General features: G+C 63.0%; 16 protein-coding genes. 12 read left to right on the forward strand and 4 right to left on the reverse strand.

Translation table 11 applies throughout. The annotated features are described in order from the left end of the window. Positions 1-3: 3 nt before the first annotated feature. From rimM to ffh, 4 genes are all read right to left on the reverse strand, one after another. Positions 4-570 (reverse strand): ribosome maturation factor RimM, encoded by a 567-nt coding sequence (rimM, locus tag J2X76_RS22770; RefSeq protein WP_113126829.1) that lies wholly within the window; start codon positions 568-570, stop codon positions 4-6. Between the two features lie 119 nt (positions 571-689). Further along, positions 690-1,055 (reverse strand): 30S ribosomal protein S16, encoded by a 366-nt coding sequence (gene rpsP, locus J2X76_RS22775; RefSeq protein ID WP_113126830.1) that lies wholly within the window; start codon positions 1,053-1,055, stop codon positions 690-692. A 78-nt stretch (positions 1,056-1,133) separates the two neighbouring features. Continuing rightward, the gene (locus tag J2X76_RS22780) at positions 1,134-1,448 is read right to left on the reverse strand and encodes a chorismate mutase (RefSeq protein ID WP_113126831.1); all 315 of its coding nucleotides are present in this window, start codon (positions 1,446-1,448) and stop codon (positions 1,134-1,136) included. Positions 1,449-1,462: 14 nt separating this feature from the next. Continuing rightward, entirely contained in the window at positions 1,463-3,043 is a 1,581-nt protein-coding gene (gene ffh / locus J2X76_RS22785) for a signal recognition particle protein (RefSeq protein WP_310219593.1), read from the reverse strand. 299 nt (positions 3,044-3,342) lie between these two features. Between ffh and J2X76_RS22790 the strand changes: the two genes are divergently transcribed. The 12 genes from J2X76_RS22790 (at position 3,343) to J2X76_RS22845 (ending at position 15,597) form a co-directional block, all read left to right on the forward strand. After that, on the forward strand, positions 3,343-3,588 hold the full coding sequence (locus J2X76_RS22790; protein WP_113126861.1) for a type II toxin-antitoxin system VapB family antitoxin: 246 nt from the start codon (positions 3,343-3,345) through the stop codon (positions 3,586-3,588). Next, entirely contained in the window at positions 3,588-4,025 is a 438-nt protein-coding gene (locus tag J2X76_RS22795) for a type II toxin-antitoxin system VapC family toxin (RefSeq protein ID WP_310219595.1), read from the forward strand. Before J2X76_RS22790 ends, J2X76_RS22795 begins: the two co-directional genes overlap by 1 nt. Positions 4,026-4,088: 63 nt before the next feature. Further along, on the forward strand, positions 4,089-5,171 hold the full coding sequence (locus J2X76_RS22800) for an MBL fold metallo-hydrolase (protein ID WP_113285176.1): 1,083 nt from the start codon (positions 4,089-4,091) through the stop codon (positions 5,169-5,171). A gap of 207 nt (positions 5,172-5,378) precedes the next feature. Then, positions 5,379-5,945, forward strand: coding sequence for a sigma-70 family RNA polymerase sigma factor (locus J2X76_RS22805; protein ID WP_310219598.1), 567 nt, complete (start codon positions 5,379-5,381; stop codon positions 5,943-5,945). Then, entirely contained in the window at positions 5,938-6,867 is a 930-nt protein-coding gene (locus J2X76_RS22810; RefSeq protein WP_310219600.1) for a FecR family protein, read from the forward strand. The genes J2X76_RS22805 and J2X76_RS22810 overlap by 8 nt, the downstream gene beginning before the upstream one ends. Before the next feature lie 138 nt (positions 6,868-7,005). Further along, positions 7,006-9,549, forward strand: coding sequence for a TonB-dependent receptor domain-containing protein (locus J2X76_RS22815; RefSeq protein WP_310219602.1), 2,544 nt, complete (start codon positions 7,006-7,008; stop codon positions 9,547-9,549). A gap of 28 nt (positions 9,550-9,577) precedes the next feature. Then, on the forward strand, positions 9,578-10,168 hold the full coding sequence (locus J2X76_RS22820; RefSeq protein WP_310219603.1) for a biliverdin-producing heme oxygenase: 591 nt from the start codon (positions 9,578-9,580) through the stop codon (positions 10,166-10,168). Between the two features lie 223 nt (positions 10,169-10,391). Further along, positions 10,392-11,309 (forward strand): diaminopimelate epimerase, encoded by a 918-nt coding sequence (gene dapF, locus J2X76_RS22825; RefSeq protein WP_310219605.1) that lies wholly within the window; start codon positions 10,392-10,394, stop codon positions 11,307-11,309. Next, positions 11,306-12,586: a tRNA (N(6)-L-threonylcarbamoyladenosine(37)-C(2))-methylthiotransferase MtaB gene (gene mtaB, locus J2X76_RS22830; protein WP_310219607.1), complete on the forward strand. Its 1,281-nt coding sequence runs from the start codon at positions 11,306-11,308 to the stop codon at positions 12,584-12,586. Before dapF ends, mtaB begins: the two co-directional genes overlap by 4 nt. Positions 12,587-12,603: 17 nt before the next feature. Continuing rightward, positions 12,604-14,268 carry a signal recognition particle-docking protein FtsY gene (gene ftsY, locus J2X76_RS22835; RefSeq protein WP_310219608.1) on the forward strand — a complete coding sequence of 555 codons (1,665 nt, stop codon included), beginning with the start codon at positions 12,604-12,606 and terminating at the stop codon, positions 14,266-14,268. A 61-nt stretch (positions 14,269-14,329) separates the two neighbouring features. After that, positions 14,330-15,013, forward strand: a complete 684-nt coding sequence (locus tag J2X76_RS22840) for a septation protein A (protein WP_113126842.1) — start codon at positions 14,330-14,332, stop codon at positions 15,011-15,013. Continuing rightward, positions 15,010-15,597 carry a DUF2585 domain-containing protein gene (locus J2X76_RS22845; protein ID WP_113286758.1) on the forward strand — a complete coding sequence of 196 codons (588 nt, stop codon included), beginning with the start codon at positions 15,010-15,012 and terminating at the stop codon, positions 15,595-15,597. The genes J2X76_RS22840 and J2X76_RS22845 overlap by 4 nt, the downstream gene beginning before the upstream one ends. The last annotated feature ends 248 nt before the right edge of the window (positions 15,598-15,845 follow it).

Consider the following 15,845-nt stretch of genomic DNA (forward strand, 5'->3'; position numbering starts at 1 on the left):
CGCCTACTTGCCCTTTTTGGGGAAACCCGGTGCCGGACCGTCGTCTTCCGGGTTTTCGGTCAGGCCGGCCGCCTGCGGATCGATGAGGATCTTGCCGCCTTCCAGGTCGATCTCCAGCACGGCGGCCTCGGAGAAGGGGATGAGGGCGGGACGGCGGCCGGGGCCTTTCAACTCCAGCAGGTCGCCGGCGCCGAAATCGTAGACCGCGCTCACCGTGCCGTAACTCTTGCCCTCTTCGTCGACCGCTTCCAGGCCTTCGAGATCGGCGTAATAGAATTCGTCTTCCTCGAGTTCGTCGTCGGGCAGGTTGTCGCGGTCGATGAACAGTTCGAGGCCGGCCAGTGCTTCAGCCGCATTGCGGTCGTTGATGCCCCTGAAGCGGACGATCGCGACGTTCTTGGCCTCGCGGATTTCGAGGATCTCGAAAACCCTTCCATCCTCGCTGTGCAGGTGGCCGTAATCGCCGAGCGCGGTCGCGTCGGCCGTGTACGTGCGCACCCGCACCTCGCCCCGGAGACCCTGGGCGGCGCCGATGGTCGCCATCAGAACGGGATTTTCGAGCTTGGTCATGAGGGTCGTGATCTCGGTTGTCGTGCGCTCATTTAAGCTTTGCGCGCCCAAAAGCAAACAGCAAAACGGGCAGCGCGTTGCCGCGCCGCCCGTCGTTTGGGAAAGACCGGTTGCGAAGCTTATGCTTCGGCGGCAGCGGCTGCTGCTTCTTCGGCCTTCTGGGCGCGTTCCTTGGCGCGTTCCTGGGCCTTCTTGCCCGGCTGACCCTTGTCCGGGTTGTTCTTGGCTTCGCGCTGGGCGATGCCGGCTTCAGCGAGGAAGCGCAGAACGCGGTCGGTCGGCTGGGCGCCGTTGTCGAGCCAGTGCTTGATGCGCTCGGCGTTCAGCTCGACGCGCTTTTCATTGTCCTTGGCGAGCATCGGGTTCCAGGAACCGAGCTTTTCGAGGAAGCGGCCGTCGCGCGGCGAACGGGCGTCGGCAACAACGACGGTGTAGTACGGACGCTTCTTGGAGCCGCCGCGGGCGAGACGAATTTTCAGGGCCATTTCAATTACTCCTAGGTTTTTCTGGCCGCCGTCAGGCCGGCCGGGGTTCTTCTTGAGGCCGCCATCAGGCGGGCTGGTTCAGGCTATTTTCGTGCCGACATGTTCGGCGGCGATGGCTTCATGATGCCGGATCACTTCCTTGATGACGAAGTTCAGGAACTTCTCGGCGAAATCCGGGTCCAGATGCGCTTCCTTCGCCAGGCGGCGAAGACGCTCGATCTGGAATTCTTCGCGCGCCGGGTCGGCCGGCGGCAAATCGTACTGGGCTTTGAGGACGCCCACTTCCTTGGTGCAGCGGAAACGCTCCGCCAGCATGTGCACGAGCGCCGCGTCGATGTTGTCGATCGACTGGCGGTAGCTCGCAAGTTTGGCTTTCACTTCGGCGTCAACCATGGGTGCGTCCTCCCTCACTTCTTCTTTGGCAGGCCGGGAAGGCCCGGGAAACCGCCACCGAGGCCGGGCAGCTTGGCGCCCCCAAGACCCGGCATGCCTCCCCCTGGAATACCGGGCATCGAGCCCGGCTTGAAGCCCGCGGCCTCCGCCTGCTTCTGCAGCGCTTCGAGCTGTTTCGGATCGAGCTTGGAAAGGTCGGGCATTCCGCCCATTCCACCCATTCCGCCGCCCATGCCGCCAAGCCCCATCTTCGAGGCAAGGCCGCCCATCATCTGCTTCATCATGCCGCCCTTGCCTTTGCCGCCCATCATTTTCATCATGTCGGCCATCTGGCGGTGCATCTTGAGCAGCTTGTTGATTTCGGCCGCATCCGTGCCGGAGCCGGCGGCGATGCGCTTCTTGCGGCTGTGCTTCAGCATGTCCGGGTTGGCGCGCTCGGCCTTGGTCATCGACTGGATGATGGCGATATGGCGGGCAAACGTCTTGTCGCTCATGCCGGCGGCCGAAAGCTTGTCCTTCATGCCGCTCATGCCGGGCATCAGCCCCATGATGCCGCCCATGCCGCCGAGCGACTGCATCTGCTTCAGCTGTTCGGCCAGATCGTTGAGGTCGAACTTGCCCTTGGCCATCTTCTCGGCCATGGCGCGCGCCTTCTCGGCGTCGATATTCTCGGCGGCTTTCTCGACCAGCGAAACGATGTCGCCCATGCCGAGAATGCGGTCGGCAATGCGGCGGGGATGGAATTCGTCCATCTCCGTCATCTTTTCGCCGGTACCGATCAGCTTGATCGGCTTGCCGGTGACGGCGCGCATCGAAAGGGCGGCACCACCGCGGCCGTCGCCGTCCATGCGGGTCAGAACGAGGCCGGTAATGCCGACGCGTTCGTCGAAATTGCGGGCGAGGTTGACGGCGTCCTGGCCGGTGAGAGAGTCCGCGACCAGCAGGATTTCATGCGGGTTCGAGCGGCGCTTGATCTCCGCCATTTCCGCCATCAGCGGCTCGTCGATATGGGTGCGGCCGGCGGTGTCGAGGATGACGACGTCATGGCCGCCGAGCTTCGCGGCCTGCACCGCGCGGGCGGCGATCTCGGTCGGCGACTGGCCGGCGACGATCGGCAGCGTGTCGACGCCGGTCTGCACGCCGAGCTGGCGGAGCTGTTCCTGGGCTGCCGGGCGGCGCGTGTCGAGCGATGCCATCAGCACCTTCTTGCGCTCGCGATCGGTCAGCCGCTTGGCGATCTTGCCGGTCGTCGTCGTCTTGCCGGAGCCCTGGAGGCCGACCATCATGATCACGACCGGAGCGACCGCATGCAGATCGATGCCGACGCCTTCCGAGCCGAGCATCTCGATCAGCTCGTCATGGACGATCTTGACGACCATCTGGCCGGGCTTGATCGACTTCAGGACTTCGGCGCCGATGGCCTTTTCGCGCACCTTGTCGGTAAAGGAGCGCACGACTTCCAGCGCCACGTCCGCTTCGAGCAGCGCACGGCGAACCTCGCGCAGAGCGGCGGAGACATCCGCCTCGCTCAATGCGCCACGGCCGGTTAGTCCACTCAAGATGGAGCCAAGACGGTCCTGGAGGCTTTCGAACATCGTTTCTTCCTTCTCGCGTTTCGGGACCACCGAAACGTCGGGTTCCTATCCGCCAAAAACAAGGCGCAAAGCCAAAAAGCACCCGAGGGCGCAACGCGCTGTCGGGTGTTGACCTCCGGGCTCAGTTTGTCGGCCCCGGTCGGCGGCTCCAAGTCGCAACTTGTCAGCAGATTGGCGGGCTTAAACAGGAAATGGGCGGCAAAGTCAAGGCTGGCACCTCGATCGCGTCCGTCGCTTGCAGGGATATTCATTTTCTCTATAATGAATATTCCTGGAATTCTCCATCGGAGAGGATCGGCATGTCCCTTTATATCCGCGACGACAAGGTGGACGAGCTGGCAAACGAGGTGATGCGCCGGCTTGGCACCAAGACCAAGACGGAAGCGGTGCGCGTGGCGCTGGAGAACGAGCTGAAGCGGGTCGGCGAGGAACTGTCGCTGGAGGAGCGCGTAAAACGGCTGCAGGACCGCGTTGCCGCTCGCATGGGGCCGCACGCTGCCAATTTTGATGAAAAGGCCTACATGGACGAGATGTGGGAAAGCTGATGTTTCTCGACGCATCGGCCGTGGTTGCCATTTTGACCCGCGAAGAAGAAGCCGGGACCTTGCTTGCCAAGATTGCCGGCTCCAAGACGCTCGTCCACTATTCATCGGTAACGATGTGCGAGGCCGTGATCGCAATTTCCCGAAAAACCGCAATCAGCCTTTACGGAGACCAGCGTCCCACTCCACCTGAGTTGATCGCGCAAGCGCAGCAGGACGTGGACGAGTTCATGCGGAGCATCGGTGCCATCGAAGTCGTCTTTCCGCAGGGGCTGCATGTCGCAGCCCTCGAAGTGGCGCGAACTTATGGCCGGTTCGTCGGCCATCCAGCCAAGCTCAATTTTGGTGACTGCTTTTCCTATGCCGCCGCACGAGTGCTGAAATTGCCGCTCTTGTTCGTGGGCAACGATTTTTCCAGGACGGACATAGAGATCGCATAAATGTGTCCGCTCCCTCCGCAACGTCTCTTCCCACGCGCGAGAGGGCGCTGCTAGATAATGCCCATGAACCGACGAAAATTTCTGAAATGGTCCGGCATCGGTGCGATCGCCGCCCTCGTGGGCGGGTTCGCGGCAAGGGGAGCCATGGCTGCCAACAAATATTACTCCGGTCCCGTTTCCGATCATTTCGACGGGACGTATTTCTTCAATCCGGGCGGCGAAGACCCGCGCGGCGGTCTTGATCTGCTGCGCTGGAAGCTCGGCGGCAACAATATCGCCTGGCCGGCGAGTTTTCCGAGCCCGTTTCCGCAGGCGGTGCCGGAAAGCCGCGTCTCGGGCGATCGGCTGACCGTCACCATGGTCGGCCACGCCGCGATGCTGATCCAGGTCGCCGGCCTCAACATCCTGACCGACCCGGTCTGGGACGATCGCGCCAGCCCGGTGCGTTTCGCCGGTCCGAAACGGGTCAATCCGCCTGGCATCCGCGTCGGCGATCTGCCGCCGATCGATGTCGTGCTCGTCACTCACAATCACTATGATCACATGGACCTCGAAACCCTCTGGGTTCTGCAGGGCCGCGACAAGCCGCATTTCATCACGCCGCTCGGCAACGACTCGCTGATCCGGTCGCGTATCGAGGATGCGAAGATCACGGTGATGGATTGGGGCGGCCGCGGGGAGATCGCCCCCGGCATCGTCCTCCATTGCGAACCCTGCCATCACTGGTCGGCGCGTGGCGTCGGCGACCGGCGCATGGCGCTATGGGCCGCCTTCGTCTTCGAAACCCCGGCCGGCAAGATCTACCATATCGGCGATACCGGCTTCCACCAGGGCATCAATTATCGCGCTGCCCGCGAAAAACACGGGGCCTTCCGGCTCGCCAACCTGCCGTTCGGCGCCTACGAACCGCGCTGGTTCATGCAGGCGCAGCACCAGAACCCGGACGAGGCGGTAGAGGGCATGCTTCTCTGCGACGCGGCTTTCGTCGCCGGTCATCATTGGGGCACGTTCAATCTCACCGACGAAGGGATCGAGCAGCCGTTGCAAGCACTTCATGCCGCTCTCGACGCACGCCGCATTTCCCGCGACCGTTTCCGGCCGATGCGGCCGGGCGAAGTCTTCGAAGTGCCGGCGATTTCCGTCTGAGCATGCCGGGACTGTTGCGGAAACGCGACAAATCTGCCCCGATCAGCGAAAATTTCAGTCTCGGCCGTGGGCAGGTGCGCGGTTATTCAAGGCGCTGATTTTGCACAAAAACATGAATTTTCTAATCATGTTTTTATCATCCTCCTTGGATTCATTCCAAATCATTGATGTTGAATCATTTTTTAGGCGGCGCTAAACGCCGACCGATTGGTCGGGCAGGTCCCGGCCGCGGGGTTTAAGGACTTGGACATCAGCCTAATCGAACAATTGCAGCAGACCGAGGAGGGGAAGCTGCGGCGGTTCTTTCTTCGGCGTCTGCGCAACAGGGAGGATGCAGCGGATGCCACACAGGAGACCTTTCTGCGGCTTTTGACGGCGTCGCCGAAGGAGGATCTGCGCAATCCGCATGCCTATCTTTTCCAGGTCGCCCGGTCCGTCGCCCATGGCATCACCGCGCGGCTGATACGCGACAGCGCGCTCTTCGTCGAAGAGATGGGACAAGCACAGGTCGCAGACGAGGCCCCGAGCCCGGAGCGGGTGGTGGCCGCCCGCCAGCAGCTCGGGCTTCTGATCGAAACGATTTCCGCGCTGCCGCCGAAATGCCGGGTCGTATTCGTGCTCAGCCGGCTCGAAGGGCTTTCCAACGGGGAGCTAGCGGAGAAGCTCGGTATTTCCCGGAATATGGTTGAAAAACACATCATCCGTGCACTCATGGCTTGCCGTCAGGCGCGCCTTGCGGCATTGCCTCCGGCCGGGGGAAATGCATATGACTAATATTTCGGATAAGGCCCGCGAAGACGCGATTGCGGAGGAAGCGGCCGGCTGGGTGGCGCGTCTCGGATCCCGGGACGCGACGGAAGCGGACCGCCGCCGCTTCGAATTCTGGAAAATGCAGGATCCGGCACATGCCGCGGCCTTCGAGGAGATGAGCGCGCTCTGGGGCGATCTCGCCTCGGTGCCAAAAACGGTTGCCCCGCGCCGGCGCCGCATGGTCGGCGGCGGCATGGCCGCCTTGCTTCTGATGGGCTGTCTTGGCGTTGTCGCCAACGATACCGGCCTCGTCGCCTGGTATCGTTCGGATTTCTACACGCCGGTCGGCGTCGTCAAGCGCATCGACCTCGACGACGGATCGGTGGTGACGCTCAATACCGATAGCGCCATCCAGGTCCGATACGGCCAGACGGAACGCCGGATCGTGCTTCTGCGCGGCGAAGCCTTTTTCGACGTCACTCCGAACCCGGCGCGGCCTTTCGTCGTCAGCGGCAACGAAGCGCAGGCGATTGCGCTCGGCACCCATTATGCGGTGCGGGTCGGCGACTATGACGAGGTCATGGTGGAAGAGGGGCATGTCGCGGTCACTTCCGGTTCGCAGCGTGCGGTGCTCGATGCCGGCGGCACGGCGAAGCTCGATGCCGAGGGGCGCCTGGTGACCGGCTCCGGCGACGTCGCCAACCTGACGAGCTGGCGCGGCGGCAAGCTGGTCTTTTCCGGCCTGCCGCTGGGCGAGGTGCTCGACCGGATCGGCCGTTACCAGCACGGACGCATCGTCGTGCTCGACGACCAGGCTGCGCAGCTGCGGGTCAGCGGCGTGTTCGCCGCAAATGACATCGACCAGACGTTCGCCGCCCTGCAGGAGAGCCTGCCGATCCGTATCATCCGGCTTTCCGACTGGGTCACGCTGGTCCGTTCGCGCTGAGAACTGCCCGATCGAAAAATTGAGTGTTAAAATCATCTTTTTTCGAAAACCGACGTCAGGAGGTGGAGCCCTCTTCCACTCATAGCCATCAGGGGCCGCGATGAGAGCGGTCATGATGTTTGAGTACAGGGGGTCGACATGAGTTTGACGGGACCGCGTTTTTCGCGGCATGTCCGGGTGGCGCTGGCGGGCGCATCCTTGCTGGGCGGCATGGCACCGGCCAAAGCGCAACAACCGGCGCAAGGTGTCCAGTCACAGCAGGTCGCCATTTCCATTCCGGCCGGACCGCTTGAAAACGCACTTCTTGCACTGGGCCGCCAGACCGACCTGCGTCTCGTCTATCGCAGCGAAATCACCTCGGGCAAGACCACAGCGGGCGTGACCGGTTCGCTGACACCGTCTGCCGCCCTGTCGCGGCTGCTCTCGGGGACGGGGATCTCCCATCGGATCAACGGAAATACCGTAACGCTCGAGGCCGGCACTTCGGCGGCGGGCATGCCGGACCAGGCGGACGATACGACGCTCAAGCCGATCGTGCTGCGGGACGGTGGCAACGGCTATGCGGCCGACGCGCCTTACGAGACGGCGGGCTCGACGAGCTATATATCGTCCGAGCAGATCCAGCGCTTTCGCGGTTCAAGCGCCGGCGATGTATTCAAGAACGTGCCGGGCGTCATTTCCGCCAGCAATCACAGCAGCGGCTCCGTCAACGTCAATATCCGGGGCTTGCAGGGCCAGAACCGCGTTCGGGTTGCGATCGACGGCACGCAGCAGACGACAACCACCTGGCGCGGTTACGGCGGCGTCGACGACCGCACCTATATCGATCCGGACCTGATCGGCGGCGTCGGCATTTCCAAGGGGCCGACGGGCGGCGCGGTGGGTGCCGGCGTCAATGGCGGTGTGGTCGAGATCACCACGTTGAAAGCCAAGGATATCGTCGAGGGCGGCAAGCAATATGGCGGCCGCATCAAGATCGGCGCGCAGGACAACACGACGAGGGACTTCACGGTCAATTCCTATGACCAGCAGACGGATTCCGCCGAATTCTTCGATTTCACCAATGGTTCGGGTAGCTTCGCGATTGGCACGGTGCAGGACAATTTCGATTTCGTCATCGCCGGCGCCCGCCGCTATCGCGGCAACTATTTCGCCGGCAAGCACGGCAAGAACTATTACGAGTTCCAGGGCAGCAACCAGTTCCTCTCGCGTACCAAGCAGGGTGAGGAGGTCTTCAACTCGTCCAATGAATCCACCTCGTTTCTCGCCAAGGGTACGCTTCGCTTCGACGACGACCAGAGCCTGGAACTGGGATATATCCGCTATGAAAGCCAGTTCGGCCAGATCATGACCTCGCTTCTGACCTCCGGAGACAACACATTCCGGCAGGCACCGCTATCCGATGTCACGACTGACACGTTCACCAGCCGCTATCGCTATAATCCGAGTGACCTGATCGACCTGAAGGTCAATGCATGGCTGAGCATCGTCGATCAGAACTCCATGTCGACCGGTCTGGGCCTATACTACCCGCAGTTCAACATCATACCGGGTGACGATCCCCGCTACGCCATGACCCATACCTGGGGCGGCGACATTTCGAACACGAGCCTGTTCGACACGGAATACGGACCATTCAAGGCCAATTACGGTGTGTCCTACCTCCTAGAGGATATGGATTCCAGGCGCTATGTTAGCCGCAGTCATACAACCGACCGGGGTGTCCAGATGAACCCCAGCATCGGCAACCGGTCGATCGCTAGCGTGTTCACCGACGGCCAGTGGGAGGCGACCGACTGGCTGACCCTCAATGCCGGGCTGCGCTATGACGGTTACTGGATGAACGACAAGGGTATCGAATCCAGGACCGGCATCCGCCATAAGGAAGGCGGCCGGTTCAACCCGTCCGTCAGCGCCATCGTGGAGCCGGTCAAAGGGCTGCAGTTCTATGCGCTTTATGCCGAAGGCATGCGCCCGCCGACCATGCGCGAAACGATGGGGAATGACGGCAACGTCATCCAGAACCCCTATCTGAAGCCCGAGGTCTCGAAGAACTGGGAGGTCGGCATCAACTACAGCAAGGATGGCCTGTTGCTCGCCGACGACGCGTTGCGCCTCAAGCTGTCCTATTTCAACAACAACTACACCGACTATATTTCCCGCGTGCCGTCCAATGCAGGGCCGGGCCAGCCGGTTTTCACCTTCGACAATCTCAGGAGCACCCGGTTCTCCGGTATCGAAATCTCCGGCTCCTACGAGGCCGGCCCGTTCTTCAGCGAAGGATCGGTGACCAAGTATCTGAGCTACGAGTTCTGCCGCACCCTTTCCACCTGCTCGGACACGACCGTGTCGATGGACTACGCCGCCAACCACATGCCGCCCGAAATCATGGCGAGCCTGACGCTCGGCATGCGCCTGTTCGACGACAGGCTGAGTTTTGGCACCCGCTTCACGCACGGCGGCGCGCGCCTGTCGCCGGTCACGCAGGAAGCCAGGATGTATACGGGCATGTGGATTCCCTATACGACCGTCGATGCGTTCGCCACCTACAAGATCACCGACCACTTGACGTTCGATCTCCAGGCGGAGAACCTGACGGATCGATTTTACGTGGATGCGCTCGACGGGTTCACGCCCGCTCCCGGCCGAACAATCCGAGCGTTCCTGACGGCCAAATTCTAAAACATATAAGCATCCGGACATTGCACCCATGCAGACCGAACTTCAAACACCCGCCGCCCAGACCCGCATCCAGCGCCTCAAAGCCCTGACCGACGCCACCCATGAGCGTCTCGACAAGCGCATCATGGCGGCCGATCCTTTTGCCAGCCGTGAGCGCTACGCTCTGTTCCTCGCCGTGCAGCACCATTTCCACGCCGATGTCGATCCGCTGTTTACCGATCCGCGGCTCAATCGCCTCGTGCCCGATCTTCCGAACCGCGTCCGGCTTGAAGCGCTGCGGCAGGATATTTTCGATGTCACCGGCAAGGTGCCGCCGGTGCTCACCGCCGGAACGGGCGGGCTGAGCATCCCGGCTGCACTCGGCTGGCTTTACGTCGCCGAAGGCTCGAACCTCGGCGCCGCGTTCCTCCTGAAGCAGGCGGCTCGGCTCGGCCTCTCGGAAGAATTCGGCGCCCGCCATCTTGTAGGCCATCCCGCCGGCCGCGGCCTGCACTGGCGCACCTTCGTCGCGGCCTTCAACGGGTTCGACATGTCCGAGGCAGAGGAAATGGACATGGCCGAAGGCGCCAAGGCGGCGTTCCGACGGGTGCATGCTCTGGTGGATGAGTTTTTCGTTTGACGGCCCCACAAGCGGCGCATTCCAACGTTTCCACCAGCTTATCCTCTTTTGTGCTCCGCCCTCGCAGCCATGCCCATCATTTTGCTCTGTGCGCGGTATTCCGAGACAAGCGCGGCCTGTCGCCACGCCGAGGGCTATCCCCACGTCCCCACTGGTAATTCCTCGCCTTTTCCGCCATATACAGCCGGATAAGCGGGCATCCGGCCCGGAATGGATCGATGTCATGACGGAACTGGTGGAATTCGCGCGGATGAACGGGCTTGGCAACAAGATCCTGGTCGTCGACATGCGTGGGCGCACCGACTGGGTGACGCCGCAGGCCGCGATCGCGCTCAATGCCGATCCGGCCACCCAGTTCGACCAGATCATGGCGATCCACGATCCGAAGGCTCAAGGCACCGACGCCTGGATCGACATCCTCAATTCCGACGGTTCGAAGGCGCAGGCCTGCGGCAACGGCACGCGCTGCGTCGTGCAGGCGCTTAGCTCCGAGACCGGCCGCAAGACGTTTACCTTCCAGACGGTCGCCGGCATTTTGAATGCCGTCGAGCATGAGGATGGCACCATTTCTGTCGATATGGGCAAGCCGGTGTTCGAATGGGACCGCATTCCGCTGGCGGAAGAATTTTTCGATACCGGCCGGATCGAGCTGCAGATCGGCCCGATCGACGCGCCGGTCCTGCATTCTCCTTCGGCCATGTCGATGGGCAACCCGCATGCCGTCTTCTGGGTCGACCGTGATCCGATGAGCTTCGATCTCGAACGGTTCGGCCCGCTCCTGGAAAACCATCCGATCTTCCCAGAAAAGGCCAATATCACGCTGGCGCAGGTCACGTCCAATTCGTCGCTGCGCACCCGCACCTGGGAACGCGGCGCCGGCCTGACGCTCGCCTGCGGTTCGGCCGCCTGCGCCTCCGCCGTTTCCGCGGCCCGCACCGGCCGCACCGGCCGCACGGTGACGATCGACGTCGCCTCCAGCCCGGTGCGCCAGCCGCTTACCATCGAGTGGCGGGCAGACGATCACGTCGTCATGACCGGGCCTGCCGAATGGGAATGGTCCGGCAAGGTCGATCCGCAGAACGGCGGCTTCACCCGCGACCGGGAGACTGGTTCCGGCGAGCCCGAGGCTCGGGTCAGTTGAGCGGCGTCGAGGTTATCACCTTCGGCTGTCGGCTCAATACCTATGAATCGGAAGTGATGCGGGCGGAGGCGGAAAAGGCCGGGCTCAACAATGCCATCCTGGTCAATACCTGCGCCGTGACCGGCGAGGCCGTGCGCCAGGCCCGTCAGGCGATCCGCCGGGCGCGCCGCGAAAACCCGCATGCGCGCATCATCGTCACCGGTTGCGCCGCCCAGACGGAAAAAGACACCTTTGCCGGCATGGGCGAGGTCGATGCGGTGCTCGGCAACGAGGAAAAGCTGAAAAGTGCCTCCTACCGGGCGCTGCCGGATTTCGGGGTTTCGGCGGAAGAAAAGCTGCGCGTCAACGACATCATGAGCGTGCGCGCCACCGCGCCGCAGATGGTCAGGCATATCGATGGCCATGTGCGCGGCTTCATCCAGGTGCAGAACGGCTGCGATCACCGCTGCACCTTCTGCATCATCCCCTATGGCCGCGGCAATTCCCGCTCTGTGCCGATGGGTGCCGTGGTCGAGCAGGCCCGCAAGCTTGTCGAAGGCGGCTATCGCGAAATCGTGCTGACCGGCGTCGATGCCACCAGCTATGGCGCCGACCTTCCGGGCCAGCCATCGCTCGGGATTCTCGCCAAGACGCTGCTCAAACAGGTGCCGGAGATCCTGCGCCTGCGCCTCTCCTCGATCGACAGCATCGAGGCGGACAGGCATCTCTGGGACCTGATCGCCGACGAGCCGCGATTCATGCCGCATCTGCACCTGTCGCTGCAGCATGGGGACGACATGATCCTGAAGCGGATGAAGCGCCGCCATTCGCGGGCCGAGGCGCTCGCCTTCACCGAACAGGCGCGGCGACTGAGGCCCGGGATCGCTTTCGGAGCGGACATGATCGCCGGTTTCCCGACCGAGACGGAAGAGATGTTCGAGAATGCCGCGACGATGGCGGAAGAGGCGGGGATTTCCTTCCTGCACGTCTTCCCGTACAGCCCGCGGCCGGGCACGCCCGCGGCCCGCATGCCGCAGGTCGACCGGGCGCTGGTCAAGGATCGCGCCGCGCGGCTGCGGGGGCGGGGGGACGCGCTCTATCGCGCCCATCTCGACCGCATGGTCGGCACCGAGCAGGCGATCGTCGTCGAGAACAACGGCATGGCGCATACGGAAAACTTTTCGCTGGTAGCCGTGCCCGGTTTTGTTCCGCGCGCGTTGAAGCGCGTTATGTTGACGGGCCATAACGGCAAACATCTGGAAATGCAGGTCGCGTCCGTCCCATCCCGGGCGGCGTAACCGGAACGGGTTCTCTCATGGCATTGGGCTTCATCAAACGTGTCTTCACCTTCGGCAAGCCCGCCGAGGAACCGAGCCCCGATGCCGTGAGGCCGGAAGACCTGGCCGCCGTCCAGGCGGAACTGGAGCCCAGATCGCGCCATGAAGACCTGCCGGTCTCGCCGGTCGATCCGGTCGCGCCGGCGGAGATCGAGACGGCCGGCGGGCCTGTCGCGGATGTGGCGGCGGAGAATGTCGAGCCAGCTGAGCCGACGACTGCCGACGATGACGAGCCGCCGCTTCTTCCTGGTGTCGAGGCCGCGTCGGATATCGGCATGGTGCCGTTGTCGCTGCTGCAGGCGGAAGCCGAGGCCGATGAAGAAGCCGCAGCGCCTGCGGAAGCACTCCCCTCCGTCCTGCCGGACATCTCCGCCTCAAGGGGGGAGATCACGGATGCGCCGTCGGTTCCGACATCTGACGTTGGTCCAGCATCTGACATTGGTGATGTGGACCCCGACGCTGCCCCCACGAGTTCCAAGTCCGCTTTGGAGCGAGGAGCAAGCCACGATTCGATCTCCCCCCTTGAGGGGGAGATGTCCGGCAGGACAGAGGGGGGTGAGGCGCGGTCTGCGGAGCAGAGCAATCGATCCGGTGGATCGATTGCAGCAACGAACGCCCTGAGCCAAAGCGAAGGGCCGGATCGGCCAATAGAACCCACTCTCCCCAAAGGCTTCTCCACCGCCCGCCCGGAACCCAAGCCCGAACCCGTCGCCGCGGCCCCCAAGCTCACGTGGTTCCAGCGCCTGCGCGCCGGCCTTGCCCGCACCTCCTCGCAGCTCACCGGCCAGATCAGCGCGCTCTTCACCAAGCGCAAGCTGGACGAGGACACGCTGGAACAGCTCGAGGATCTGCTGATCCAGGCCGATCTCGGGGTCGAAACCGCCATGCGCGTCACCGGCGCGCTCTCTTCCGAGCGATACGGCAAGGATGTGACCGGCGAAGACGTATCGCGGATCATGGCGGACGAGATCACCAAGGTTCTGGGCCCGGTCGCAAAGCCGCTGCAGCTCGATCTCAATCACAAGCCGCATGTCATTCTCGTCGTCGGCGTCAACGGCACCGGCAAGACCACGACGATCGGCAAGCTGGCGGCAAAACTGTCCGGCTCGGGCCTCAAGGTCATGCTCGCCGCCGGCGACACGTTTCGCGCGGCCGCCATCGAGCAGCTGAAGATCTGGGCGGAGCGAACCGGCTCGCAATTCATCGGCACCAAGCTCGGCGCCGATGCCGCCGGTCTCGCCTATGACGCCTACGAGCAGGCGCGCGCCAACAAGTCGGACGTGCTGATCATCGATACCGCCGGGCGGCTGCAGAACCGCGCCGAGCTGATGGCGGAGCTCGAAAAGATCGTCCGTGTGCTCGGCAAGCTCGATCCCGATGCGCCGCACACGGTGCTGCAGACGCTCGACGCCACCACCGGCCAGAACGCCATGAACCAGGTGGAGATTTTCCGCAACGTCGCCGGCGTCAGCGGGTTGATCATGACCAAGCTCGACGGCACGGCGCGGGGCGGCATTCTCGTGGCGATCGCCGCCAAGCACAAGCTGCCGGTCTATTTCATCGGTGTCGGCGAAGGCGTGGACGATCTCGAACCGTTCGAGGCTCAGGATTTTGCGCGCGCCATTGCCGGTATCGCGCATTGATGCCACAAATCTGCCTTGGCGCTCGCGCAGGGCCAGGGCAGGACAAGCAGGTTTCCAGCATATGAAATTCGAAAGCGATACGACACCCACTGCAGCCGACCGGCACCATCCGATGCTGAAGCTCGCGCTCGAGCTCGGGCCGCTGCTCGTGTTCTTCTTCGCCAACCTGCGCGGAGAATGGCTTGCCGCGACCTTCCCGTCGCTGTCGGTGCTGGGCGGCCCGCTGTTCATCGCAAGCGGCCTGTTCATGGTCGCGACGGTCGTCTCGCTGGTCGTCTCGAAAGTCGTTCTCGGCCATCTGCCGCTGATGCCGTTCATTTCCGGCATCGTCGTGCTGGTTTTCGGCGGGCTCGGCATCTGGCTGCAGGACGAGCTGTTCTTCAAGATGAAGCCGACCATCATCAACACGCTGTTCGGCGTCGCGCTGCTCGGCGGCCTGCTGTTCGGAAAATCGCTGCTCGGCTACGTCTTCAACGCGGCCTTCCAGCTCGACGAGGCCGGCTGGCGCAAGCTCACCATCCGCTGGGGGATCTTCTTCCTGTTTCTGGCCGTCCTCAACGAGATCGTCTGGCGCGGCGCGAACGCCTATTTCCTGCCCGACGCCAAGGCGGCGGATAATTTCTGGGTCGCCTTCAAGGTCTGGGGCACGATGCCGATCACGCTGATCTTCACGATGACGCAGATGCCGCTGATCATGCGCCACACGGTGCAGGATGCTTCGGGCGAGGCAGAGGTGGAAAAGTGACGGCAGCGGATTTTTCCCCATCGAGTTCGTCTTCGCGGCGCTGGCTTCTCGCCGCCCTCATTCTCTTCCTGCTCCAGATCGCTATTCTTTATGCCATGGGTCGCATTCCGATCTGCGAATGCGGTTATGTGAAGCTCTGGGAAGGCGGGGTGAATACCAGCGGCAATTCGCAGCATCTCTCCGACTGGTACACGCCCTCCCACATCATCCACGGCTTCCTCTTCTACGGTCTCGGCTGGCTCGTCCTGCGCCGCGCGCCGCTGACTGCCCGGCTGTCGCTGGCGGTGCTGATCGAGGCGGCCTGGGAGATCGCCGAGAATTCTCCGCTGATCATCGACCGCTACCGTACCGCGACCATGGCGCTCGGCTATACCGGCGACAGCATTCTCAATTCGGCGATGGACACGGTGTTCATGGCGCTGGGCTTCCTTGCTGCGTCGCGCCTGCCGGTCTGGCTGACGGTCGCGATCGCCATCTTCTTCGAACTGGCGACCGGCTACATCATCCGCGACAACCTGACGCTCAACGTGCTGATGCTCGTCTGGCCGGTCGATGCGGTGCGGGTCTGGCAGGGCGGGCTATAGGCCGCGGCCGCCATGGGCGGGGACGATTTTCTCCGCCCCGCGCAAAATACCCTCATCCAATCAATCCATTACCCGAATTTGCTTTCCCTTCCGTCCCCGCCTCCCCGAAACAACCGGATAATCGGCGCGTCATCGGATGGGAAACCGGGTTCGCGAACCGGCCTCCTCATCAGGGTTTTCGGACCCCGGTTTCCGGTGATGGCTGCCAGGGTGATCGGCGAGGGCCTGGCAATCCTCGACAGGCCACC

The organism is Neorhizobium sp. 2083, assembly GCF_031455615.1.
Taxonomy (GTDB): Bacteria; Pseudomonadota; Alphaproteobacteria; order Rhizobiales; family Rhizobiaceae; genus Neorhizobium.